Source organism: Agromyces larvae (genome assembly GCF_022811705.1).
GTDB classification, from domain to species: Bacteria; Actinomycetota; Actinomycetes; order Actinomycetales; family Microbacteriaceae; genus Agromyces; species Agromyces larvae.
Map to the genome: position 1 here is coordinate 1,101,485 of NZ_CP094528.1, position 23,755 is coordinate 1,125,239.

General features: G+C 70.1%; 23 protein-coding genes. 10 read left to right on the forward strand and 13 right to left on the reverse strand.

Features of this window, described 5'->3' with window-relative positions:
- Positions 1-44 precede the first annotated feature (44 nt).
- The 3 genes from valS to MTO99_RS05120 are packed head-to-tail and all read left to right on the forward strand — an operon-like array spanning position 45 to position 3,320.
- Positions 45-2,624, forward strand: coding sequence for a valine--tRNA ligase (valS, locus tag MTO99_RS05110; protein WP_243557545.1), 2,580 nt, complete (start codon positions 45-47; stop codon positions 2,622-2,624).
- 31 nt (positions 2,625-2,655) lie between these two features.
- Positions 2,656-3,099 (forward strand): GNAT family N-acetyltransferase, encoded by a 444-nt coding sequence (locus tag MTO99_RS05115; protein ID WP_243557548.1) that lies wholly within the window; start codon positions 2,656-2,658, stop codon positions 3,097-3,099.
- Entirely contained in the window at positions 3,099-3,320 is a 222-nt protein-coding gene (locus MTO99_RS05120; RefSeq protein WP_243557550.1) for a hypothetical protein, read from the forward strand. The genes MTO99_RS05115 and MTO99_RS05120 overlap by 1 nt, the downstream gene beginning before the upstream one ends.
- A gap of 47 nt (positions 3,321-3,367) precedes the next feature.
- On the opposite strand, the gene MTO99_RS05125 is transcribed toward MTO99_RS05120, so the two are convergent.
- From MTO99_RS05125 to sufB, 6 genes are read right to left on the reverse strand one after another with little or no spacing between them, the layout of a single operon-like run.
- On the reverse strand, positions 3,368-4,207 hold the full coding sequence (locus tag MTO99_RS05125) for a methyltransferase domain-containing protein (RefSeq protein WP_435520799.1): 840 nt from the start codon (positions 4,205-4,207) through the stop codon (positions 3,368-3,370).
- On the reverse strand, positions 4,207-4,536 hold the full coding sequence (locus tag MTO99_RS05130) for a metal-sulfur cluster assembly factor (RefSeq protein WP_149161943.1): 330 nt from the start codon (positions 4,534-4,536) through the stop codon (positions 4,207-4,209). Before MTO99_RS05130 ends, MTO99_RS05125 begins: the two co-directional genes overlap by 1 nt.
- Before the next feature lie 20 nt (positions 4,537-4,556).
- A complete protein-coding gene (gene sufC / locus MTO99_RS05135; RefSeq protein ID WP_243557554.1) occupies positions 4,557-5,354 on the reverse strand; it encodes a Fe-S cluster assembly ATPase SufC in 798 nt (265 codons plus the stop codon).
- Positions 5,355-5,401: 47 nt separating this feature from the next.
- A complete protein-coding gene (locus MTO99_RS05140; RefSeq protein WP_243557556.1) occupies positions 5,402-5,728 on the reverse strand; it encodes a non-heme iron oxygenase ferredoxin subunit in 327 nt (108 codons plus the stop codon).
- Between the two features lies 1 nt (position 5,729).
- Positions 5,730-6,935 carry a Fe-S cluster assembly protein SufD gene (gene sufD / locus MTO99_RS05145; protein WP_435520800.1) on the reverse strand — a complete coding sequence of 402 codons (1,206 nt, stop codon included), beginning with the start codon at positions 6,933-6,935 and terminating at the stop codon, positions 5,730-5,732.
- A gap of 2 nt (positions 6,936-6,937) precedes the next feature.
- Complete coding sequence (gene sufB, locus MTO99_RS05150) at positions 6,938-8,356, reverse strand: Fe-S cluster assembly protein SufB (RefSeq protein ID WP_243557557.1); 1,419 nt, start codon at positions 8,354-8,356, stop codon at positions 6,938-6,940.
- 251 nt (positions 8,357-8,607) lie between these two features.
- Between sufB and MTO99_RS05155 the strand changes: the two genes are divergently transcribed.
- Positions 8,608-9,522: a COX15/CtaA family protein gene (locus MTO99_RS05155; protein ID WP_243557558.1), complete on the forward strand. Its 915-nt coding sequence runs from the start codon at positions 8,608-8,610 to the stop codon at positions 9,520-9,522.
- 196 nt (positions 9,523-9,718) lie between these two features.
- Here MTO99_RS05155 and MTO99_RS05160 read toward each other — a convergent pair whose 3' ends face one another.
- The gene (locus MTO99_RS05160) at positions 9,719-10,639 is read right to left on the reverse strand and encodes a heme o synthase (protein WP_243557559.1); all 921 of its coding nucleotides are present in this window, start codon (positions 10,637-10,639) and stop codon (positions 9,719-9,721) included.
- A gap of 317 nt (positions 10,640-10,956) precedes the next feature.
- Here MTO99_RS05160 and tkt point away from each other — a divergent pair, with 317 nt between their 5' ends.
- From tkt to pgl, 6 genes are read left to right on the forward strand one after another with little or no spacing between them, the layout of a single operon-like run.
- Positions 10,957-13,047, forward strand: a complete 2,091-nt coding sequence (tkt, locus tag MTO99_RS05165) for a transketolase (RefSeq protein ID WP_243557560.1) — start codon at positions 10,957-10,959, stop codon at positions 13,045-13,047.
- Positions 13,048-13,070: 23 nt separating this feature from the next.
- Positions 13,071-14,195, forward strand: a complete 1,125-nt coding sequence (gene tal, locus MTO99_RS05170) for a transaldolase (RefSeq protein ID WP_243557561.1) — start codon at positions 13,071-13,073, stop codon at positions 14,193-14,195.
- The gene (locus MTO99_RS05175; RefSeq protein WP_243557562.1) at positions 14,192-15,796 is read left to right on the forward strand and encodes a phosphoglucose isomerase-related protein; all 1,605 of its coding nucleotides are present in this window, start codon (positions 14,192-14,194) and stop codon (positions 15,794-15,796) included. The genes tal and MTO99_RS05175 overlap by 4 nt, the downstream gene beginning before the upstream one ends.
- Before the next feature lie 16 nt (positions 15,797-15,812).
- Positions 15,813-17,354 carry a glucose-6-phosphate dehydrogenase gene (gene zwf, locus MTO99_RS05180; protein ID WP_243557563.1) on the forward strand — a complete coding sequence of 514 codons (1,542 nt, stop codon included), beginning with the start codon at positions 15,813-15,815 and terminating at the stop codon, positions 17,352-17,354.
- Positions 17,351-18,313: a glucose-6-phosphate dehydrogenase assembly protein OpcA gene (locus tag MTO99_RS05185; protein ID WP_243557564.1), complete on the forward strand. Its 963-nt coding sequence runs from the start codon at positions 17,351-17,353 to the stop codon at positions 18,311-18,313. The genes zwf and MTO99_RS05185 overlap by 4 nt, the downstream gene beginning before the upstream one ends.
- Positions 18,310-19,080 (forward strand): 6-phosphogluconolactonase, encoded by a 771-nt coding sequence (gene pgl, locus MTO99_RS05190; RefSeq protein WP_243557566.1) that lies wholly within the window; start codon positions 18,310-18,312, stop codon positions 19,078-19,080. Before MTO99_RS05185 ends, pgl begins: the two co-directional genes overlap by 4 nt.
- 116 nt (positions 19,081-19,196) lie before the next feature.
- Here pgl and MTO99_RS05195 read toward each other — a convergent pair whose 3' ends face one another.
- From MTO99_RS05195 to MTO99_RS05220, 6 genes are all read right to left on the reverse strand, one after another.
- The gene (locus tag MTO99_RS05195) at positions 19,197-19,562 is read right to left on the reverse strand and encodes an RNA polymerase-binding protein RbpA (RefSeq protein ID WP_243557568.1); all 366 of its coding nucleotides are present in this window, start codon (positions 19,560-19,562) and stop codon (positions 19,197-19,199) included.
- 13 nt (positions 19,563-19,575) lie between these two features.
- On the reverse strand, positions 19,576-19,827 hold the full coding sequence (secG, locus tag MTO99_RS05200) for a preprotein translocase subunit SecG (protein ID WP_243557570.1): 252 nt from the start codon (positions 19,825-19,827) through the stop codon (positions 19,576-19,578).
- A gap of 93 nt (positions 19,828-19,920) precedes the next feature.
- On the reverse strand, positions 19,921-20,709 hold the full coding sequence (gene tpiA, locus MTO99_RS05205) for a triose-phosphate isomerase (RefSeq protein ID WP_243557572.1): 789 nt from the start codon (positions 20,707-20,709) through the stop codon (positions 19,921-19,923).
- Entirely contained in the window at positions 20,700-21,914 is a 1,215-nt protein-coding gene (locus MTO99_RS05210; protein ID WP_243557574.1) for a phosphoglycerate kinase, read from the reverse strand. Before MTO99_RS05210 ends, tpiA begins: the two co-directional genes overlap by 10 nt.
- A gap of 14 nt (positions 21,915-21,928) precedes the next feature.
- The gene (gene gap / locus MTO99_RS05215; RefSeq protein WP_243557576.1) at positions 21,929-22,933 is read right to left on the reverse strand and encodes a type I glyceraldehyde-3-phosphate dehydrogenase; all 1,005 of its coding nucleotides are present in this window, start codon (positions 22,931-22,933) and stop codon (positions 21,929-21,931) included.
- A 95-nt stretch (positions 22,934-23,028) separates the two neighbouring features.
- Entirely contained in the window at positions 23,029-23,655 is a 627-nt protein-coding gene (locus tag MTO99_RS05220) for a superoxide dismutase (RefSeq protein WP_243557578.1), read from the reverse strand.
- Positions 23,656-23,755 lie beyond the last annotated feature (100 nt).

The following is a 23,755-nucleotide window of genomic DNA, read 5'->3' on the forward strand; positions in this document are numbered from 1 at the left end:
ACCTCATCACGGACTCGGTGCCGCACATATCGAACCGGAGCATCATGACCGACGCGCGCATCCCCGACAAGCCGGCCCTCGAAGGCCTCGAAGCGAAGTGGGGCGGTCTCTGGGAGACGCAGGGCACCTACCGGTTCGACCGCGACTCGGCGACGCGCGAGTGCATCTACTCGATCGACACGCCGCCGCCGACCGCGTCGGGTTCGCTGCACATCGGGCACGTGTTCTCGTACACGCACACCGACGTGATGGCCCGCTTCCAGCGCATGCGCGGCAAGCACGTGTTCTACCCGATGGGCTGGGACGACAACGGTCTGCCGACCGAGCGCCGGGTGCAGAACTACTACGGCGTCCGCTGCGACCCGACGCGGCCGTACGAGCCCGGGTTCACCCCGCCGTTCGAGGGCGGCGAGGGCAAGAGCATCAAAGCCGCCGACCAGGTGCCGATCTCGCGCCGCAACTTCATCGAGCTGTGCGAGCGGCTCACCGTCGAAGACGAGCAGCAGTTCGAGGCGCTGTGGCGCTCGCTCGGCCTCTCGGTCGACTGGAGCCAGACATACCGCACCATCGGCGACGAGGCCCTGTTCACCTCGCAGCTCGCGTTCATCCGCAACGTCGAGCGCGGCGAGGCCTATCAGGCCCTCGCCCCGACCCTCTGGGATGTCACGTTCCGCACCGCGGTGGCGCAGGCCGAGCTCGAAGACCGCGAGCAGCCGGGCCACTACCACCGGGTGTCGTTCCACCGCCCCGACGGCGGCGTGATCGAGATCGAGACCAGCCGCCCCGAGCTCATCGCCGCGTGCGTGGCGCTCGTCGCGCACCCCGATGACGAGCGGTACCAGCCGCTGTTCGGCTCGACCGTCACGACGCCCGTGTTCGGCGTCGAGGTTCCCGTGGTGGCGCACCACCTCGCCCAGAAGGACAAGGGCACCGGCATCGCGATGATCTGCACCTTCGGCGACGTGACCGATGTCGTGTGGTGGCGCGAGCTGCAGCTGCCGAACCGCGCGATCATCGGCTTCGACGGCCGCATCATCGCCGACGCGCCCGACGCGATCACCTCCGAGGCCGGGCTCGCCGCCTATGCGCAGCTCGCCGGCAAGACCGCGTTCAGCGCCAAGCAGGCGATGGTCGAGCTGCTGCGCGAGTCGGGCGACCTGCTCGCCGACCCGAAGCCGATCACCCACCCCGTGAAGTTCTTCGAGAAGGGCGACCGCCCGCTCGAGATCGTCTCGACGCGACAGTGGTACATCACGAACGGCGCGCGCGACGAGCAGCTGAAGCAGCGTCTGCTCGAGGTCGGCCGCGAGATCGACTGGCACCCCGACTTCATGCGGGTGCGCTACGAGAACTGGGTCGGCGGTCTCTCGGGCGACTGGCTGGTCTCGCGCCAGCGGTTCTTCGGCGTGCCGATCCCCGTCTGGTATCCGCTCGACGCCGACGGCAACCCCGTCTACGACGCGCCGATCATCGCGACCCGCGAGCTGCTGCCGGTCGACCCGTCATCGGCGCCCGCCCCGGGCTACGACGAGTCGCAGCGCGGCGAGCCCGGCGGCTTCGTCGGCGAGCACGACGTCATGGACACGTGGGCGACCTCGTCGCTCACCCCGCAGCTCGCCGCCGGCTGGGAGCGCGACCCCGAGCTGTTCGACCTGGTGTTCCCGTTCTCGCTGCGCCCGCAGGGCCAGGACATCATCCGCACCTGGTTGTTCTCGACCGCGCTGCGCGCCCAGCTCGAGCACGGCGTCTCACCGTGGTCGAACGCGGCGATCTCGGGCTTCATCGTCGACCCCGACCGCAAGAAGATGTCGAAGTCCAAGGGCAACGTGGTGACCCCGGCCGGCCTGCTCGAGCAGCACGGCTCCGACGCGGTGCGCTACTGGGCGGCCTCCAGCCGCCTCGGCACCGACGCGGCGTTCGACCCGCAGAACCCGACCCAGGTGAAGATCGGACGGCGCCTCGCGATCAAGGTGCTGAATGCGGCCAAGTTCATCCTCGGCTTCGAAGGCACCGCGGATGCCCCGGTGAGCGAGCCGATCGATCGCAGCATGCTCGCCGCGCTCGCGCGGGTCGTCGAGCAGGCCACCCGCGCGCTCGAGTCGTACGACCACGCCCGCGCGCTCGAGGTCGCCGAGACGTTCTTCTGGACCTTCTGCGACGACTATCTCGAGCTCGTGAAGGAGCGCGCCTACGGCGAGGCCTCCCCCGCGCAGGCGTCGGCGGTCGCCGCGCTGAAGACCGCGCTCAGCGTGCTGCTGCGCCTCTTCGCGCCCGTCATCCCGTTCGCGGCCGAAGAGGCGTGGAGCTGGTCGAACGAGGCGAGCGTGCACACGGCCTCGTGGCCGACGGTCGACGAGCTCGCCGCACGCGGCGACGCCGGCGACGAACTGCTCGAGCTCGCGGGCCTCGCACTCACCGGCATCCGCGGCGCGAAGACGAACGCCAAGGCGTCGCAGAAGACCCCGGTCGCCCGCGCGGCGATCGCCGGCCCCGCCGACGCGATCCGCCTGCTCGAGACCGCTGCCGCCGACCTGAGCGCCGTCGGGCGGATCGCCGACCTCTCGTTCGTCGAGGGCGACACGCTCGAGGTGCGCGACATCGAGCTCGAGGCCTCGCAGCAGTAGGTGCGACGCATGACCACAGTGAGGGGGAACCGTGACCACTGACATCCGGCCCGTCGGCGACGACGATTTCTTCGGATGGCTGCCGCTGTTCGAGGGGTACTGCCGCTTCTACGGGCACGACCTCGACGACGCCAAGGCGCTGATCGTCTGGAACTGGATCCGCGACGAGCAGCACCCGCTCGACGCGCTCGTCGCCGTCGATGACGAGGGCACCCCGGTCGGGCTCGCGCACTTCCGTCCCGAACCCGACACCCTCACGGCGACCACCGGGCTGCACCTCGACGACCTCTGGGTCGCACCCGACCACCGGGCGACCGGGGTCGGTCGCGCGCTGATCGAATCGGTGCACGCTCGCGCCGGGCAGCTCGGCGGCGGGGTCAGCTGGATCACCGCCGAAGACAACGAGCAGGCGCAGCGGCTCTACGACGCGCTCGCGCGGCGCACCTCGTGGGTGACCTACGAGATGGACGCCTGATGCAGCTCGGCACCCGCTGGTCGTTCGGCGCCGAGCCGCCCGCCTCCGTGCCGGCGGCGATCCGCCCGGCGATCAGCGCCGCCGAGGCACGTCGCACCGACGGTGCCGGCCGAACCTGGACCCTCACCTGGCTCGAGGGGCGCCCGATCGCCGAACTCGACGACGGCACCGTCGTTCGCGACACGGTCGTCGACCTCGACGAGACCGACGACGACTGGTGACTCCCGAGTAGCTCGGAGCGACATCGGGGGCGGCACCCGGTCGGGTTTCAGCCGCGCGCGATGATCTCGCCGTGCGGCATCAGCAGCCACCCGTCGCGGTCGGCCGCCCAGTCCCGCCAGGCCTGCGCGATCCGCTGCAGCTCGTCGGGGTGGGAGTGGCCGGCCTCGACCGCGTGCGCGGCGAACTGCGACTCGGTGGCCCGCACCGCCCACGACCCGCCCCACCACTCGCGTTCGAGCGCGGTGGCGAACACCCAGACCGACCCGGTCGCGGCGATGTCGTCGAACCCCGCCGCACGCACCCACGAGGTGAGGTGCCGGCCGGCGTCGGGTTCGCCGCCGTTCCAGCGGTGCACGTCGTGGTAGAGCTCGAGCCAGCGGGTGAGCCCGGCCGAGACGGGATTCCAGATCACACCGCCGTAGTCGACGTCGCGCACGGCGAGCACGCCGCCCGGGCGCAGCACGCGCCGCCATTCGCGCAGCGCGTCGACGGGCCGCGAGAGATGCTGCAGCACCTGGTGCGCGTGCACGATGTCGACGCTGTCGTCGGGCAGGTCGAGCGCGTACGCGTCGCCGGTGCGGAACTCGGCGTTCGTCACGCCCGAGCTCTCGGCGAGCCCCGCGGCCTGCGCGACGACGTCGGCCGATGCGTCGACGCCGAGCACGCGCCCGGCCGGCACGCGACGGGCGAGGTCCACGGTGATGGTGCCGGGCCCGCACCCCACGTCGAGGACGCTCGCGCCGTCGAACAGGTGCGGCACGAGGTAGGCCGCCGAGTTCTCCACGGTGCGCCACGTGTGGCTGCGCAGCACACTCTCGTGATGGCCGTGCGTGTACGTGTCGCGCGGCGCGGACTCCACCGGTCGATCCGCCGGGTCGGCGGTCATCAGATCGCGAAGCCGAGCGCGCGCATCATGTCGCGCCCGTCGTCGGTGATGCGCTCGGGCCCCCACGGCGGCATCCACACCCAGTTGATGCGGAACTGTTCGACGATGCCGTCCAGCGCCTCGGCGGTCTGCTCTTCGAGCACGTCGGTGAGGGGGCATCCGGCGCTCGTGAGCGTCATGTGGATGACCAGCGCGTCGTGCTCGTCGTCCCAGCCGAGGTCGTAGATGAGCCCGAGGTCGACGACGTTGACACCGAGCTCGGGGTCGACGACGTCCTTCAACGCCTCGGTGACCTCGTCGAACTTCTCGGGCGCGAGTGAGCTGACCATGATCCGAGTCTACGCCCGGGTCACTCGCCGGCGGCCTCGAGGACAGCCGACTCGGGGTCGGCGGCCTCGGCGACCTGGTAGCGGTCGTAACCCTCTTCTTCAAGGCGCTCGGCGAGCTCGGGGCCGCCCTGCTCGGCGATCTTGCCCGCGACGAACACGTGCACGAAGTCGGGCTTGATGTAGCGCAGGATGCGCGTGTAGTGCGTGATGAGCAGGATGCCGAGGCCGGTGTTGTCGTGGGCGCGGTTGACGCCCTCGGAGACGACCTTCAGCGCGTCGACGTCGAGGCCCGAGTCGGTCTCGTCGAGCACCGCGAACTTCGGCTTCAGCAGCTCGAGCTGGAGGATCTCGTTGCGCTTCTTCTCGCCGCCCGAGAACCCCTCGTTGACGTTGCGCTCGGCGAACGCCTGGTCCATCTTGAGGTTCTGCATGGCGCCGCGCACGTCCTTCAGCCAGGTGCGGATCGCCGGCGCCTCGCCGTCGATCGCGGTCTTGGCGGTGCGGAGGAAGTTCGTGACGGTGACGCCGGGGATCTCGACCGGGTACTGCATGGCGAGGAACAGGCCGGCGCGGGCGCGCTCGTCCACGGTCATCTCGAGCACGTTCTCGCCGTCGAGCAGGATCTCGCCGCCGACGACGGTGTACTTCGGGTGACCGGCGATGGTGTACGCGAGGGTCGACTTGCCGGAGCCGTTCGGCCCCATGATGGCGTGGATCTCGCCCTCGTTGATCACCAGGTCGACGCCGCGGAGGATCTCGCGGGTGCCCTGGTCGGTCTCGACGTTGACGTGCAGGTTCTTGATCTCGAGCACGGACATGTGGGGATTCTTTCCTTCGGTCGTGCGGCCTGCGGCCGCAGCAGGTTTCAGACGGTCAGCGTGACCGCGGGGTCGATGAGGACGTCGCCGCCCTCGATGTCGACCCGGTAGACGGGGACCGGCTCGTACGCCGGGAGGGTGAGGGGCTTGCCGGTCTTCAGCGAGAACTTCGAGCCGTGGGCCCAGCACTCGAGCGTGTCGTCCTCGACGAACCCCTCGGACAGCGAGATGTCGCCGTGCGTGCAGGTGTCGCCGATCGCGAAGACCTCGCCGGCCGCGTCCTTCACGACCGCGATCGGCACGCCGTCGACGACGAACCGCGACGCCTGGTTCTCGACCAGTTCGTCCAGACCGCACACGCGAACGGATGCCACGTCAGGCCCCCTGCAGCTCGGCTTCGAGGGCCTCGATGAGCCGTGCTTCGAGTTCGGCCTGGCCGATCTGCTGCACGATCTCGGTGAGGAACCCGCGCACGACGAGGCGGCGCGCCTCGTCCTCGGGGATGCCGCGGGCCATCAGGTAGAAGAGCTGCTCGTCGTCGAACCGGCCGGTCGCCGACGCGTGCCCGGCTCCCTCGATGTCGCCGGTCTCGATCTCGAGGTTCGGCACCGAGTCGGCGCGGGTGCCGTCGGTGAGCACGAGGTTGCGGTTCTGCTCGTACGAGTCGGTGCCGGTCGCCGCGTTGCCGATCAGCACGTCGCCGATCCAGACGCTGCGCGCGCCCTCACCCTGCAGCGCGCCCTTGTAGGTCACGCGCGAACGGGTGTGCGGGGCGTCGTGGTGCACGAACACCTGCTGCTCGAGGTGCTGGCCGGCGTCGGAGAAGTACAGCCCGAGCGCCTCGACGTCGCCGCCCTGTTCCGCCAGGTGCGTCGACGGGTTGACTCGCACGACCTTGCCGCCGAGGGAGACGACGATGTGCTTGAGCTTCGCGTCGCGCGCGATGCGCGCGAAGTGGCTCGCGAGGTGCACCGAGTCATCCGTCCATTCCTGCAGCGAGACGACCGTGAGGTTCGCCCCCTCGCCCACGAGGATCTCGACGTTCTCGGTGAGACGCGCGTCGCCCGTGCCGCGCAGCACGACGAGCCCGCGGCTGTTCGGCGCCGCCTCGATGACCGTGTGGGCGCCGCGCGGCGTCGTGCCGAGCCCGGTGCGGGTGACGGTGGCGACCTTGTCGTCCTCGCCGGCGACCGAGACCAGCAGCGCCTCGCCGAAGTTCGACCAGGCGTTCGCGCTGGCGCGCTCCTCGGGGATGCCGGCCGAACCGATGCGGGCGTCGTCGCGGCCGATCCACGAGGTCGTGATGCCCGGGGCATCCGTCGTCTCGATCGTCGGGCGCGAGCCGTCGAGCCCGCCCGAGGTCAGGTCGGCGAACGCGGCGACGGGCGAGAGCTTCCACTCGTGCTCGCGGCCGGTGACCGGCTCGAAGTCGTCGACGTTCACCGAGCGGAATCGCTCGGAACGGGTCTGCACCGGCACCGTCGCGCCGGCGCCCTCGGAGTGCGGGCGGATGCCGTGCTGGCCCTCGGTGACGAGGCCGGTCGAGGGCACAGCGGTGCTCTGCGTAGCGGGGGTGGTCACGCTCAGCCCACCGATCCTTCCATGCCCATCTCGATGAGCTTGTTGAGTTCCATCGCGTATTCCATCGGCAGCTCGCGGGCGATCGGCTCGATGAAGCCGCGCACGATCATCGCCATGGCCTCGTCTTCGGGGATGCCGCGGGCCATCAGGTAGAAGAGCTGCTCTTCGCTGACCTTCGAGACCGTGGCCTCGTGCCCGAGCTGCACGTCGTCGACGCGGATGTCGATCGCCGGGTAGGTGTCGGAGCGCGAGATGGTGTCGACGAGCAGCGCGTCGCAGCGCACCGTGTTCGCCGAGTGGTGCGCGTTCGCATCCACCCGCACCTCACCGCGGTACCCGGCCCGGCCGCCGCCGCGGGCGATCGACTTCGAGACGATCGACGACTGCGTGTACGGCGCCATGTGGATCATCTTCGCGCCCGCGTCCTGGTGCTGGCCGGGGCCCGCGAACGCGACCGACAGGGTCTCGCCCTTGGCGTGCTCGCCCATCAGGAAGATCGACGGGTACTTCATCGTCACCTTGGAGCCGATGTTGCCGTCGATCCACTCCATGGTGGCGCCCTCGTGGGCGACCGCGCGCTTGGTGACGAGGTTGTAGACGTTGTTCGACCAGTTCTGGATCGTCGTGTACCGCACGCGGGCGTTCTTCTTCACGATGATCTCGACGACCGCCGAGTGCAGCGAGTCGCTCTTGTAGATCGGCGCCGTGCAGCCCTCGATGTAGTGCACGTACGAGCCCTCGTCGGCGATGATGAGCGTGCGCTCGAACTGGCCCATGTTCTCGGTGTTGATGCGGAAGTACGCCTGCAGCGGGATCTCGACCTGCACGCCCTTCGGCACGTACACGAACGAGCCGCCCGACCAGACCGCCGTGTTCAGCGCGGCGAACTTGTTGTCGCCCGCCGGGATCACGGTGCCGAAGTACTCCTCGAAGAACTCGGGGTGCTCCCGAAGCGCCGTGTCGGTGTCGAGGAAGATGACGCCCTGCGCCTCGAGGTCCTCGCGGATCTGGTGGTACACGACCTCGGACTCGTACTGGGCGGCGACGCCGGCGACGAGGCGCTGACGCTCGGCCTCGGGGATGCCGAGCCGCTCGTAGGTGTTGCGGATGTCTTCGGGCAGGTCTTCCCAGGTCTGGGCCTGCTTCTCGGTGGAGCGGACGAAGTACTTGATGTTCTCGAAGTCGATCTCGGAGAGGTCGGCCCCCCACGACGGCATCGGTTTGCGGTCGAAGAGCTGCAGCGCCCGCAGGCGGCGCTGGAGCATCCATTCGGGTTCCTGCTTGAGCCCGGAGATGTTCGAGACCACCTCCTCGGAGAGGCCGCGGCGGGCGGAAGCGCCTGCCGCGTCGGAGTCGGCCCAGCCGAACTCGTAGACGCCGAGACCTTCCAGTTCGGGGCGGTCGATCAGTACGTCCGTCATATGCTCCTCTTCTCCTCCCGTGCGACCGGCTATCAGTCCGGCTCACCGCTGCTCACACGTCGAGGTGCGTGCGTTCGGCGGTGATGTGCGGGTGGCTCCATTGCGAACCTAAGATGGCTGGGGATCCGGCGGTGCGCAGCACGCACCGGGCGGATGCCTCAACCTGACAAGTCTATAGGGTCGCGGATGCCGCGGCGCCGGACTCACGGCGTCGTCACAGGGCCCGCAGCCCGAGTGAGGAACGAACCCGCGTGAACCCCGCGCCCACCCCCATCCGTCGCTCGCTGCGCGTCTTCGCGTGGCTGAGCTTCCTCGCACAGACGATCATCATCGCCACGGGCGGCGCGGTCCGGCTCACCGGGTCGGGTCTCGGATGCCCCACCTGGCCCACCTGCACACCCGAATCCCTCGTCCCCACGGAGGAGCTGACCTACCACTCGCTCATCGAGTTCGGGAACCGGATGATGACCGGCGTCGTGGGCATCCTCGCGCTCGTCGTGTTCGTGCTGGTGTGGCGCATCCGTCGTGAGCGACGCGACCTCTTCGTGCTCGCGTTCATCGTCGGCGCCGGCATCGTCACGCAGGCGATCGTGGGCGGCATCACGGTGTGGACAGGGCTCAACCCCTTCATCGTCGGGTTCCACTACGTGTCGTCGATCGTGCTGGTGTGCGTGACCGCGGCGTTCCTCGCCCGGCTCGACGCCGTGCCCGGCCCCCGCGAGCGCGCCGTCCCGGGCTGGTACGCGGGGCTCGCGCACGCGACGACCGCCGTGCTCGCGCTGACGATCGCGTTCGGCATCCTCACCACCGGGGCGGGGCCGCACTCCGGCGACGCCGCGGCCGGCCGCAACGGGTTCGACGCGGAGCTCCTCGAGCACATCCACGCCTGGCCCGGCTACGCGCTGTTCGCCCTCACGCTCGTGCTCGTCGTCGCCGCCTGGCGGCTGAAGCTGCCGACGCTCGGCTGGGCCGCCACCCTGCTGGGCGTCGAGTTCGTGCAGATCGCGGTCGGCCTCATCCAGGCCCGCAACGGCCTCCCGCCGGTGCTCGTCGGCATCCACATGGTGCTCGCCGCCCTCGCCGCCGCGACCACGACCCTCGTCATCCTGCGCCTGAAGCGCCCGGTGACCGCCGACGTGCCGGCCGAGGCATCCGTCCCCGCCTGACGCCCGCACCCGCCAGAACTTCGGAGATCTGCACGGCATCGGGCCGATCGGCTGGCACGAGTTCGTGATCGGCTCCGGGCAGTGCCACCCGGTTGCGGCGGACCCGGACCAGTCGACCGTCGTCGATCGCGCGACGCACAGATATCCGAACTCGCGATGGCGCGGAACGCGGTCGCGCGACCGGAGCGGCCCGGGCTCAGAACGGCAGCAGCGGGTCGATGCCGACCGCGAGGAACAGCAGCGAGAGGTACACGATCGAGCCGTGGAAGACGCGCATCGGCGAGACCTCGACATGCCGGATCGCGAGGCCGTAGAGACGGTGCGTCTCGTAGACGAACCATCCGCCCACCACGATCGCGACGGCCGTGTACACGAGCCCCATGTCGGCGACGGGGATGAGCAGCAGCGAGCACGCGACCGTCGCCCACGTGTAGAGGATGACCTGCAGGCCCACCTGCGCGCGCCCCCGCACCACGGCGAGCATCGGCACCTGCGCGGCGGCGTAGTCGTCCTTGTACTTCATCGAGAGCGGCCAGTAGTGCGGCGGCGTCCACAGGAAGATGATGAGGAACAGGATGACGGGCGCCCAGTCGAGGCTGCCGGTGACGGCCGCCCAGCCGATCAGCACGGGCATGCACCCCGCGACGCCGCCCCACACGATGTTCTGCGCGGTGCGACGCTTCAGGATGAGGCTGTAGAAGACGACGTAGAGCAGGATCGCCGCAAGCGACAGCGCGGCCGCGACCCAGTTGGTGAAGACCCAGAGCCAGGCGATGGATGCCACGCCGAGCGCGTAGGCGAACACGAGCGCCTGCCGGTCGGTGAGCTCGCCCGTCACGAGCGGACGGTTCTTCGTGCGCTTCATCAACCGGTCGATGTCGCGGTCGATGTAGCAGTTGAAGGCGCCCGCCGAGCCTGCGCTCATCGCCCCGCCGATCAGGGTGGCCACGAGCAGCCACAGGTCGGGCAGCCCGTCGGCGGCCAGGATCATGGTCGGCGCGGTGACGACCAGCAGCAGCTCGATCACCCGCGGCTTCGTGAGGGCGACGTATGCGGCCGCCTTGCGTCGCAGAGAGGTCGCCGGTCTGGCGTCACGGGTCTGTACGGCCTGCTGCATCGTTCCTCGTTCCGGCCCGCGCGACAGCCCGATCGGCGTGCGCGATCCTCGATGATTCTAGGACATCCGCCGCCCCGCCCGAACCTCACATCGTGCCGCGGCGGGGGTGAGTCATCCCCCGTCACAGATCCCCGTGGCGGAATACGCGGCGTCCGTATACTTGACACCAGCGCGCCAGGCGGCGTGGATTCGAGTGCCGTCTTCTCAACCACCGACGTGAGACCGGAACGGTCGTCGGGTCCACTGCGCCGTGACGATACGGCGGCCCCCTGGAACGTCCCGCGGGTGTCGCCATGACCGGAAGGAACTGCAACCTCGTGGCAAGTCTCGAATGGGATCCGATCGATGCTCGGGCCGTGGATACGGCGCGCGTGCTCGCGGCCGACGCTGTGGAGAAGGTCGGCAACGGCCACCCCGGCACCGCGATGAGCCTGGCACCGGCGGCCTACCTCCTCTTCCAGAAGGTGATGCGGCGCAACCCCGCCGACCACGCGTGGCTCGGCCGTGACCGGTTCATCCTGTCCGCCGGGCACTCCTCGCTGACCCAGTACGTCCAGATCTACCTCGAGGGCTCGGGTCTCGAGCTCGACGACCTCAAGGCGCTGCGCACCTGGGGCTCCAAGACCCCCGGCCACCCCGAGTACGGCCACACCGACGGCGTCGAGATCACCACCGGGCCGCTCGGCCAGGGCCTCGCCTCGGCCGTCGGCTTCGCGTACGCCTCGCGCTTCGAGCGCGGCCTGTTCGACCCGGATGCTCCGGCCGGCCAGAGCCCGTTCGACCACTTCGTCTACGTGATCGCGGGCGACGGCGACCTGCAGGAGGGCGTCACCAGCGAGGCGTCCTCGCTCGCCGGCCACCAGCAGCTCGGCAATCTCGTCGTCATCTACGACTCGAACCAGATCTCGATCGAGGACGACACGAACATCGCCTTCACCGAGAGCGTCGCCGACCGCTACGCGGCCTACGGATGGCACGTGCAGACCGTCGACTGGAAGAAGACGGGCGAGTACGTCGAGGATGTCGCGGCCCTGCACGAGGCGATCGAAGCCGCCAAGGGCGAGACCGACAAGCCGTCGATCATCATCCTGAAGACGATCATCGGCTGGCCGAGCCCGAAGAAGCAGAACACCGGCAAGATCCACGGCTCGGCGCTCGGCGCCGACGAGCTGGCCGCGGTGAAGGAGGTGCTCGGCTTCGATCCCGCCGAGACCTTCGTCGTCGCCGACGACGTGCTCGCGCACACCCGCGGCGCCCTCGAGCGCGGCGCTGCGGCGCAGGCCGAGTGGCAGGCGTCGTTCGACGCGTGGGCGGCCGCGAACCCCGAGCGCAAGGCGCTGCTCGACCGGCTGCTCGCCGGCGAACTGCCCGCCGACCTCGAATCCGCGTTGCCGGTGTTCGAGGGCGGCACGCAGGTGTCGACCCGCGCCGCATCGGGCAAGGTCATCAACGCCCTCGCGCCGCTCCTGCCCGAGTTCTGGGGCGGCTCGGCCGACCTCGCAGAGTCGAACCTCACCACCATCAACGGTGCGGCGTCGTTCATCCCCGAGCAGTGGTCGACGCACGAGTTCGCCGGCAACCCGTACGGGCGCGTGCTGCACTTCGGCATCCGCGAGCACGCCATGGCCGCGATCCTGAACGGCATCGTGCTGCACGGGCCGACGCGCCCCTTCGGCGGCACGTTCCTCATCTTCAGCGACTACATGCGCCCCGCCGTGCGTCTGGCCGCGCTCATGAAGGTGCCGTCGGTGTTCGTCTGGACGCACGACTCCGTCGCCCTCGGCGAGGACGGCCCGACGCACCAGCCCATCGAGCAGCTCTCCACGCTGCGGGCGATCCCGGGCCTGTCCGTGGTGCGCCCCGCCGACGCGAACGAGGTCTCGTACGCGTGGCTCGAGATCCTGCGCCGGCGGCACGAGCCGAGCGGCATCGCCCTCACCCGCCAGAACATCCCGGTGTTCGAGCGCGGCGACGGCGAAGCATCCGGTGAGGTCCTCGCCTCGGCCGCCAACACGGCGAAGGGCGCCTACATCCTCGCCGAAGCCCCCGGCGGCACGCCCGACGTGATCCTCATCGCGACCGGCTCCGAGGTGCAGCTCGCCATCGCGGCGCGCGAGCAGCTCGCCGCCGACGGGGTGAACGCGCGCGTGGTGTCCGCGCCGAGCCTCGAGTGGTTCGCCGAACAGTCCGACGAGTACCGCGAGCAGGTGCTGCCGTCCTCGGTCACCGCCCGGGTATCGGTCGAGGCCGGTCTGGCGTTGACTTGGGAGAAGCTCCTCGGCGACCGCGGGCGCGCGGTGTCGATCGAGCACTTCGGTGCCTCGGCCGACTACCAGACCCTGTTCCGCGAGTTCGGCATCACCGCCGAGCACGTCGTGGCCGCCGCGAAGGAATCGCTCGCCGCCTGAGCGAGCAGGAAGAAGTAGCAGAGATGTCCACCCAGACCCAGTCCCAGACGCCCACCGCAGCCCTCTCGGCTTCGGGCGTGAGCATCTGGCTCGACGACCTGTCGCGCCAGCGCATCCAGTCCGGCGACCTCGAGCGCCTGATCGCCGAGCGCAACGTGGTCGGCGTCACCACCAACCCGACGATCTTCGCCGCCGCGCTCTCCCAGGGCGAGGCGTACGCCGAGCAGCTGCACGCCCTCGCGGCGTCCGGCGCCGACGTCGACACCGCGGTCTTCGAGACCACGACCGACGACGTGCGTGCGGCGTCCGACGTGTTCCGCCCCGTCTTCGACGCGACCGGCGGTCTCGACGGCCGGGTGTCGATCGAGGTCGCCCCCGATCTCGCGCACGACGCTGCGGCGACGATCGAGTCCGCCAAGACGCTGTGGGCGAAGGTCGACCGTCCGAACGCGATGATCAAGATCCCCGCGACCGTCGAGGGCCTCGACGCGATCCGCGAGACCATCGGCGCCGGCATCAGCGTCAACGTGACCCTGATCTTCAGCATCGACCGCTACCGCGAGGTCATCGCGGCCTACCTCTCGGGCCTCGAGATCGCGCAGGCCGCCGGCATCGACCTGTCGACGATCCACTCGGTGGCCTCGTTCTTCGTGTCGCGCGTCGACACCGAGATCGACAAGCGGCTCACCGCGATCGGCACCGACGAGGCGCTCGCGCTGAAGAGCAAGGCGGGCGTGGCGAACGCGCGTCTGGCGTACGAGCTCTTCGAGCAGGAGTTCGCGGGCGAGCGCGCGCAGGCGCTGCTCGCCGCGGGAGCGAACCGCCAGCGCCCCCTGTGGGCGTCGACCGGTGTGAAGGACCCGTCGCTGCCCGACACGCTCTACGTGACCGAGCTCGTCGCGGCGGGCGTCGTCAACACCATGCCTGAGAAGACGCTCGAGGCGACCTTCGACCACGGTGTCGTCGAGGGCGACACGGTGACCGGCAACTACACCGGCGCAGCGACGGTCCTCGACAAGCTCGCCGGCGTCGGCGTCGACTACGACGACGTCACGGCGCTGCTCGAGCGCGAGGGCGTCGAGAAGTTCATCGTCTCGTGGCACGAGCTGCTCGACACCGTCCGTTCGGCGCTGGAGGCGGCCAAGTGAGCTTCCGCATCTCGGTCGGCGGCGCGGCCGCCGACGCCGTGCGCGCCGCGGTGCCGCAGCTGGTCGCCGACCGGATCGCCTCCGGCATCACCGCCCAGGACGGCGCCCTCTGGGGCCCCGCCGCCGAGGACGAAGCGTCCAAGCGACTCGGCTGGACGGAGGCGGTCGCCGTCTCGCGTCCGCTCGTCGAGGAGATCGTCGCCCTGCGCGATGAACTGCGCGCTGCGGGCGTCGACCACATCGTGCTGGCCGGCATGGGCGGCTCGTCGCTCGCCCCCGAGGTCATCACGCGCACGGTCGGCGCCCACCTCACGGTGCTCGACTCGACCGACCCCGGGCAGGTGCGCGCCGCACTGGCCGATCGGCTCGCCACCTCGGCGCTCGTCGTCTCGTCGAAGTCGGGCTCGACCGTCGAGACCGACAGCCAGCGACGCGTGTACGAGCAGGCGTTCCGCGACGCCGACATCGACCCGGCCGGGCGCATCATCGTGGTGACCGACCCGGGTTCGCCGCTCGACGCGTCGGCCCGCGAGGCCGGGTACCGGGTGTTCAACGCCGACCCGAACGTCGGCGGTCGCTACTCGGCCCTCACCGCGTTCGGGCTGGTCCCCTCGGGCCTCGCCGGCGTCGACATCGCCGAGATCCTCGACGAGGCCGAGACGATCGAGCTCTCGCTCGCCGTGGACACCGACGAGAACCCCGGGCTGATCCTCGGCGCGGCGATCGCCGCCGCCTCACCGCGCCGCGACAAGCTCGCGATCGTGGCCGACGGCACGCACATCGTCGGCTTCGCCGACTGGGCCGAGCAGCTCATCGCCGAATCGACGGGCAAGGAGGGCACCGGCATCCTTCCCGTCGTGCTCGAGCTCGGTGCCCCCGAGCTGGCAGCTCCCCCCGCCGACCTCCAGGTCGTGCGCCTGGTGGACGACGCCGGCGACGAGGTCTTCCCCCACGACGCACCCGACGAGATCCGCGTGTCGGGCACGCTCGGCGCGCAGTTGCTCGTGTGGGAGTACGCGACCGCGGTGGCGGGTCTGCTGCTCGGCATCAACCCCTTCGACCAGCCCGACGTCGAGTCGGCGAAGATCGCCGCTCGCGGCCTGCTCGACCAGCGTCCGGCCCCCGAGCCCGCCGCCTTCGTGTCGAACGGCATCGAGGTGCGCGGCACGCCCGAGGTGATCGGCGCGTCGAGCGACCTCGCCTCGGCGCTCGAGGTGCTGTTCGAAGAGCTCCCCGCCGACGGGTACGTGTCGGTCCAGGCGTACCTCGACCGCGTCGACCACCCCGAGTTCGCGAAGCTGCGCGACCTGATCGCCGCGCGGTCCGGGCGACCGGTGACGTTCGGGTGGGGCCCCCGGTTCCTGCACTCGACCGGGCAGTTCCACAAGGGCGGCCCGGCGGTGGGCGTGTTCCTGCAGCTCACCGCGCGCACCGACGACGACCTCGAGATCCCCGAGCGACCGTTCACGTTCGGCGAGCTCATCGCCGCGCAGGCGTCAGGCGATGCGAGCGTGCTCGCCGCCCACGGGCGACCGGTGCTGACGCTGACGCTCACCGATCCGGCGACCCAGCTCGCCTCGATCGTCGACGCGCTCGGCTGACGGGCGGGTTGCATCCATGGAACCGGCCCTCATCGAGGCGGGGCGCAATCCGCTCCGCTCCCCCAACGACTTCCGCCTGAACCGGATCGCCGGCCCGTCGAGCCTCATCATCTTCGGCGTGACCGGCGACCTCTCGCGCAAGAAGCTGATGCCCGCGGTCTACGACCTCGCGAACCGGGGGCTTCTGCCCCCCGGCTTCGCGCTGGTCGGGTTCGCCCGTCGCGAGTGGGACGACCAGGACTTCGCGCAGGTCGTGCACGATTCGGTCAAGCAGTACGCGCGCACCGAGTTCCGCGAGGATGTCTGGGAGCAGCTCGCCCGTGGCATCCGTTTCGTGACCGGCACCTTCGACGACGCGGCCGCGTTCGACCGCCTGCGCGAGGTGGTCGACCGCCTCGACCGCGAGCGCGGGACGATGGGCAACCACGCGTTCTACCTGTCGATCCCGCCGAAGTCGTTCCCGCTCGTGACCGAGCAGCTGAAGCGTTCCGGGCTCACCGAGCAGCGCGACGGGCAGTGGCGACGCGTCGTCATCGAGAAGCCCTTCGGCAGCGATCTGAAGACGGCGCGCGAGCTGAACGACGTCGTCGCGAGCGTCTTCCCGCCCGACTCGGTGTTCCGCATCGACCACTATCTCGGCAAAGAGACGGTGCAGAACATCCTCGCGCTGCGGTTCGCGAACCAGCTCTACGAGCCCATCTGGAACGCGAACTACGTCGACCACGTGCAGATCACGATGGCCGAGGACATCGGCGTCGGGGGCCGGGCCGGGTACTACGACGGCATCGGCGCGGCGCGCGACGTCATCCAGAACCACCTGCTGCAGCTGCTCGCCCTCACCGCGATGGAAGAGCCGATCTCCTTCGATGCGGCGGCGCTGCGCGCCGAGAAGGAGAAGATCCTCGCAGCGGTTCGCCTGCCCGACGACCTGTCGACCGCCACCGCGCGCGGTCAGTACACCGGCGGATGGCAGGGCGGCGAGAAGGTCGTCGGCTTCCTCGACGAAGACGGCATGAACCCCGAGTCCACGACGGAGACGTACGCGGCGCTGAAGCTCCTCATCGGCACCCGCCGCTGGGCGGGCGTGCCGTTCTACCTGCGCGCCGGCAAGCGGCTCGGCCGCCGCGTCACCGAGATCGCGGTGGTGTTCAAGCGAGCACCGCAGCAGCTCTTCGCCGACAGCCAGACCTCGCAGCTGGGTCAGAACGCGCTCGTCATCCGGGTGCAGCCCGATGAGGGCGTCACCATCCGATTCGGTTCGAAGGTCCCCGGCGCCGGCATGCAGGTGCGCGACGTGACCATGGACTTCGGCTACGGCCACGCGTTCACCGAGGCGAGCCCCGAAGCGTACGAGCGACTCATCCTCGACGTGCTGCTCGGCGACCCGCCGCTGTTCCCCCGCCAAGAGGAGGTCGAGCTCTCCTGGAAGATCCTCGACCCGATCGAGGAGTTCTGGTCGACGCAGGGCCGTCCCGAACAGTACCGACCGGGCACCTGGGGTCCGTCGTCGGCCGATGCCCTGCTCGCCCGCGACGGCCGTAGCTGGAGGCGCCCGTGATCGTCGACCTTCCCGACACCACCACGAGCCGGATCTCGAAAGAGCTCGTGAAACTCCGCGAGGAGGGCGGTGCGGTGGCCCTCGGCCGCGTGCTCACGCTCATCATCGCAACCGCCCCCGGCGCCGAAGAGGAGGCGATCGAGGCGGCGAACGACGCATCTCGGGAGCATCCGATGCGCGTCATCGTCGTGGCCACCGAGCCCGGCACCGAGGATGCGGCCGTCGAGCCGCGCCTCGACGCCGAGATCCGCGTCGGCGGTGACGCCGGCGCGAGCGAGGTCATCGTGCTGCGCGCGACCGGCGACGCCGCCCGCGACGAGGAGAGCCTGATCACGGGCCTCCTGCTGCCCGACGCGCCGGTGGTGACCTGGTGGCCCGGCATCGCTCCGGCGGTGCCCGGCGAGGCTCCGCTCGGTCGGTTCGCGCAGCGGCGCATCACGGATGCATCGGCTCAGCCCGATCCGCAGGGCGCTCTGCTGACCCTGCAGCGCAACTACACGCCGGGCGACGCCGACTTCGCGTGGACCCGGCTCACGCTGTGGCGCGCGCAGCTCGCCGCGGTGCTCGACCAGCCGCCGTACGCACCGGTGACCGGTGTGCAGGTCACCGGGGCGATCGACTCGCCCTCGACGACGCTGCTCGCGGCGTGGCTGCGGATGCAGCTGGGTGCGCAGACCGACTACGTGCTCACACCGGTCGAAGCAGGGTCGCACGGCATCCACGGCGTGGTGCTCGAGCGTCCGACCGGTCCCATCGAGCTCATCCGCGACGTTCCGGGTGTCGCCACCCTCCGTCAGCCCGGGCAGCCCGTGCACGACGTCGCGCTGCCTCGCCGCAGCCTTCGCGACTGCCTGGCCGACGAGCTGCGCCGCCTCGACCCCGACGAGTTGTACGGTGAGGTGATCACGAACGGGCTTCAGCAGCTCGGTGAAGCCGAGTCGGAGGGCGCAGACGCATGACGAACGATCGGCGGGTGCTCGTGCACCCCGACAAGGGCGCCCTCGCGGGGGCGGTCGCGGCGCGGTTCATCACGAAGACCCTCGACATCCTCGACGACCAGGAGCTCGCGCACATCGTGCTCACCGGCGGGTCGATGGGTGCCGCCGTGCTGGAGGCCGTCTCCGCATCGCCCGCACGCACCACGATCGACTGGTCGCGGGTGCACGTGTGGTGGGGTGACGAGCGCTGGGTGGACGCGGGATCCGCCGATCGCAACGACGCCCAGGCCGACGCGGCCCTCCTGGATGACCTCGACCTCTCGGCCGAGAACGTGCATCGTTTCCCCGCGGCGGACTCCGGAGTCGACCTCGACGAGGCCGCCGATCGCTATGCGGCCGAGCTCGCCGCGTGGGCGGCGCCCGGCTTCGCGCACCCCGTGTTCGACATCACGTTCCTCGGCGTCGGACCCGACGGCCACATCGCGTCGCTCTTCCCGCACCGTTCCGGCATCCGGGTCACCGATCGCACGGTGATCCCGGTGCGCAACTCCCCCAAGCCGCCGCCCGAGCGGCTCAGTCTCACCCGCCCGGTGCTGAACGCGTCGCAGCGGGTGTGGTTCGTGCTCGCCGGAGCCGACAAGGCATCGGCGCTGGGCCTCGCGCTCGCGGGGGCGTCGCGCGACGAGGTTCCGGTCGCGGGCATCAAGGGCCGGCGACGCACCGTCTTCTTCGTCGACCAGGATGCTGCGGCCGAAGTGCCCGAGGAGCTCATCGCGCGCGACTATTGACCCGCGCAGGTCTCTTGACCCGCGCAGGCCTCTTGACCCGCGCAGGCCGCACGATCACACGAAGGGGCGGGCCGATCCATCGGATCGGCCCGCCCCTTCGATCGCGGTGTGCGAGGTCAGTCGGTCGTCGCGGTGCCGCGGCGGGCGCGCAACTGCTGGAGCGCCTCCTCGAGCAGCGTCGCCGCCTCCTCCTCGGAACGGCGCTCCTTCACGTACGCGAGGTGCGTCTTGTACGGCTCGGTCTTCGCGAGCGCGGGCGGGTTGTCGCGGTCGCGACCGGCGGGAAGACCGGTCGACGGACTGTCGATGACGTCGGGGATCTCGTCTTCGGGCAGATTGGCCGCGAAGTAGCGGATCGTCTCGTTGCCCTTCGCGTCCCAGTAGCTCACCGCGATGCGGTCGGCGTGGACGCCGTGGTCCTGCTCCCCCATCGGGCCTGCTCCCACGCGGGAGCCGCGAATCGCGCTGTTGCCGGAAACCATCGGAACCTCTCGATCAGAGTGCGGTGTCGAACTTGGTGATCAATCCGAGCACCACGATGCAGGCGATCCAGACGACGCCGAGGATCACGGTGATGCGGTTCAGATTGCGTTCAGCCACGCCCGACGCGCCGAGATTCGACGTCACGCCGCCGCCGAACATGTCGGACAGACCCCCGCCGCGGCCTTTGTGCAGCAGGATCAGCAGCGTCAGCAACAGGCTGGTGAGGCCGAGCAGCACCTGCAGTACGACCTGGAGAATCTCCACGGTGAACCCTTTCCAGGCACGACGCAGTGGACGTGCCGACTTACGAGTATAGCCAGAGCGCGGGCCCACGGCCGAAGCCGGGGGCCCGCCGGATCAGGCTCCGATGTGCTTCTTGAAGCGGACGATCGCGCTGAACTCGTCGATGTCGAGGCTCGCTCCGCCGACGAGCGCACCGTCGACGTTCGGCTCGCGCATGAACGCGGCGATGTTCGCGGCCTTGACCGACCCGCCGTAGAGGATGCGCGTGCGCGCGGCGATCTCGTCGCCGAGCAGCTCCGCGAGGACGCCTCGCAGCGCCGCCGCAACCTGCTCGGCCTGCTCGGGCGTCGCCGCCTGACCCGACCCGATCGCCCAGACCGGCTCGTACGCGACGACGATCTCCTTCGAGGCGTCGACGCCGGCCAGCGCCGCGCGCAGCTGCGCAACGGGCACCGCACTCGCACCGTGCTGCTCGAGATCCTCGGCCGTCTCGCCGACGCAGAGCACGGGCACCAGCCCGTGCCGCTGGGCGGCGAGCACCTTCGCGTTCACCTCGGCATCGGTCTCGCCGTGCAGGGTCCGCCGCTCGGAGTGCCCGATGATGACGTACGCGCAGTCGAGCTGCGCGAGGAAGGCACCCGAGATCTCGCCGGTGTAGGCACCGGAGTCGTGCGCCGACAGGTCCTGCCCGCCGTACGCGATCGGCAGCGAGTCGGCCGCCACCAGCGTCTGCACGCTGCGCAGATCGGTGAACGGCGGGAACACCGCCACCTCGGCGTCGGCGGGGGCGTGCTTCGCCTCCGCCAACGACCAGGCGAGCTTCTGCACGAACGCGATCGCCTGCAGGTGATCGAGGTTCATCTTCCAGTTGCCGGCGATGAGCGGCGTACGGTTCACTGCCATCCGAGCACCTCCAGTCCGGGAAGCTGCTTGCCTTCGAGGAACTCGAGGCTCGCGCCGCCGCCGGTCGAGATGTGTCCGAACTGGTCGTCGGAGAACCCGAGCTGGCGGACCGCAGCAGCCGAGTCGCCGCCGCCGACCACGCTGAGGCCGTCGACCTCGGTGAGCGACTGGGCGACCGTGCGGGTGCCTTCGGCGAACGGCGTCAGCTCGAACACGCCCATCGGGCCGTTCCAGAACACGGTCTTCGACGCACGGATCCGTTCGGCGAAGGCCTCGGCCGTCTCGGGGCCGATGTCGAGTCCGAGCCCGGCGGCGCCGAACGCGGTCTGCTCGATCGCGTCGGCCGCGGCGACCTCGTGGGCCGCGTCGGCCGAGAAGGACTCGGCGACGACGACATCGGTCGGCAGCACCAGTTCGACGCCGCGCTCGGCGGCCTCGTCGAGGTACCCGCGCACGGTGTCGATCTGGTCGGCCTCGAGGAGGCTCTTGCCCACGGCATGGCCCTGCGCGGCCAGGAAGGTGAACAGCATGCCTCCGCCGATGAGCAGCGCGTCCACGCGCGGCAGCAGGTGGGCGATGACGCCGAGCTTGTCGGACACCTTCGAGCCGCCGAGCACGACCGTGTAGGGCCGCTCGGGGTTCTCGGTGAGCCGGTCGAGCACGTCGAGCTCGGCCGCGATCAGGAGGCCGGCGGCACTCGGCCGCAGCTGCTCCAGATCCCACACGCTCGCCTGCTTGCGGTGCACGACGCCGAACCCGTCGGAGACGACGGCGTCGGCGAACCCGGCGAGCTGCTCGGCGAACGCGCGTCGCTCGTCGTCGTCCTTGCTGGTCTCGCCCGGGTTGAAGCGCAGGTTCTCGAGCACGAGCACCTGCCCGTCGGCGAGCGCCGCGACCTTCGCCGCGGCATCCGGGCCGACCGTGTCGGCCGCGAACGCGACCTCGGCGCCGAGCAGCTCACCGAGCCGCTCGGCCACCGGAGCCAGGCTGTACCGGGGATCGGGCGCCCCGTCGGGGCGGCCCAGGTGGGAGACCACGATGACGCGGGCACCCTGCCCGGTCAGGGCCTGAATGGTCGGCACCGACGCCCGCACGCGGCCGTCGTCCGTGATGACCTCACCCTGAAGCGGGACGTTGAGGTCGGATCGGACGACGACGCGCTTGCCGGCGAGCGGACCGAGGGAATCGATCGTTCGCAGCGACATCTCGAAAGCTCGACTCAGAGACGCTCGGCCACGTACACCGTGAGGTCGACCAGGCGGCTCGAGTAGCCCCACTCGTTGTCGTACCACGACGTGAGCTTGACCTGGTCGCCGATGACGCGGACGAGTCCGGCATCGAAGATCGAGGAGTGCGGGTCGGTCACGATGTCGCTCGACACGATCGGGTCCTCGGTGTACTTGAGGATGCCCTTCAGCGGGCCGTCGGCGGCCGCCTTGTACGCCGCCTTGACCTCGTCGACCGTGACCGGCCGCGACGCGGTCACGGTGAGGTCGGTGATGGAGCCCGTGGGCACGGGCACCCGCAGCGCGAAGCCGTCGAGCTTGCCCTTCAGCTCGGGCAGGACGAGGCCGATCGCCTTCGCCGCACCCGTCGAGGTCGGCACGATGTTGAGGGCGGCGGCGCGCGCACGACGCAGGTCGCGGTGCGGGCCGTCCTGCAGGTTCTGGTCGGCGGTGTACGCGTGGACGGTCGTCATGAGGCCGCGCTCGATGCCGAACGCGTCGTTGAACACCTTCGCGAGCGGGGCGAGACAGTTCGTCGTGCACGACGCGTTCGAGATGATGTGGTGGTTCGCCGGGTCGTAGTCCTGCTCGTTCACGCCGATGACGAACGTCGCGTCCTCGTCGGTCGCAGGGGCCGAGATGAGCACCTTCTTGGCACCCGCCTCGATGTGCTTGCGCGCGTCGGCGGCCTTCGTGAAGAAGCCGGTCGACTCGATCACGATGTCGACCCCGAGCTCGCCCCACGGCAGGTTCGCCGGGTCACGCTCTTCGAAGGAACGGATCTTCTTGCCGTCGACGATGATGTGCTCGTCGTCGTACTCGACGGTCGCGTCGAGGCGGCCGGTGATCGAGTCGTACTTGAGCAGGTGCGCGAGGGTCTTGTTGTCGGTGAGGTCGTTGACCGCGACGATGTCGATGTCGGCGCCCTGAGCGAGCGCTGCACGGAAGTAGTTGCGGCCGATGCGGCCGAAGCCGTTGATTCCGATCTTTACGGACACGGAGGTCTCCTGAATGACGGTGCGCGAGCGCGCGGATGATCGAGATTGGTACGGACGGCGGCGTCCCCGGGCGGCGCCCGGGGACGCCGCGTTCATCATGACAGTAGCAGCAGGCCCGCGGTCTTCTCACGGGCGACGTCGAACCGCTGCTGGACGTTCGCCCAGTTCGCGATCGTCCAGAACGCCTTCACGTAGTCGGCGCGCACGTTCTTGTAGTCGAGGTAGTACGCGTGCTCCCACACGTCGAGCATGAGCAGCGGAACGATGCCGGCAGGCAGGTTCGCCTGCTGGTCGAAGAACTGCAGCACGATCAGCCGCTGGCCGATCGAGTCCCAGGCGAGCACCGCCCAACCCGAGCCCTGCACGCCCAGTGCCGTGGCGGTGAAGTGCGCCTGGAACGCGTCGAACGAGCCGAACTGGTCGTCGATCGCGGCCGCGAGCTCGCCGGTGGGCTTGTCGCCGCCGTCGGGCGAGAGGTTCGTCCAGAAGATCGAGTGGTTGACGTGACCGCCGAGGTTGAACGCGAGGTCCTTCTCGAGCTTGTTCACGTTCGCCAGGTTGCCCGATTCTCGCGCTTCGGCGAGCTGGGCGAGCGCGGTGTTCGCGCCGGTCACGTAGGCCTGGTGGTGCTTCGAGTGGTGCAGCTCCATGATCGTGCCGCTGATCGCCAGCTCGAGCGCCGAGTAGTCGTAGGCCAGATCCGGGAGGGTGTAGTCAGCCATTCCTTCTCCTTGTCAGGTGCCGGGAACCGGGCTTCTGCCCGGGTGTACCGCGGCCGTCTTCGAGTCTATGCCCGCATCCGCGCGACCGGTCGGGGGTTGC